Here is a 265-nt window from a genome sequence, read left to right as displayed (position 1 = left end):
ATAGGGTTAAATGCCCCGCCAAGTAGCCCCAGCGCTTGAGCAGAAAGATAGCTGGATTTCATGCCTTCATGGGCAATGCTATCAATTAGCATATATTCCCCTGGTGCGTAAATAAGTTCGCCCAATGTGAAGATAAATGAACCTAACGCCCATAAATAGAGATTATCCCCAGATCCCATAAATACCGCTAATCCCCCTAGAAAGAATACGCTACCAATGGTCATTAAGCGTCTTAAGTTATCCGGCGTAATACGTTTACCTACCG

The 265-nt window shown here is 44.2% G+C and carries 1 pseudogene; it reads right to left on the bottom strand.

Features of this window, described 5'->3' with window-relative positions:
- Positions 1-265 (bottom strand): annotated as a pseudogene (locus ACNQ0T_RS24400) (efflux MFS transporter YdeE); the annotation flags it as partial.

The sequence above is a fragment of the Enterobacter cloacae complex sp.6700776 genome, from assembly GCF_048284255.1.
In the GTDB taxonomy this organism is placed as follows: Bacteria; Pseudomonadota; Gammaproteobacteria; order Enterobacterales; family Enterobacteriaceae; genus Enterobacter; species Enterobacter intestinihominis.
This window is presented reverse-complemented; position numbering and strand designations above follow the sequence as displayed.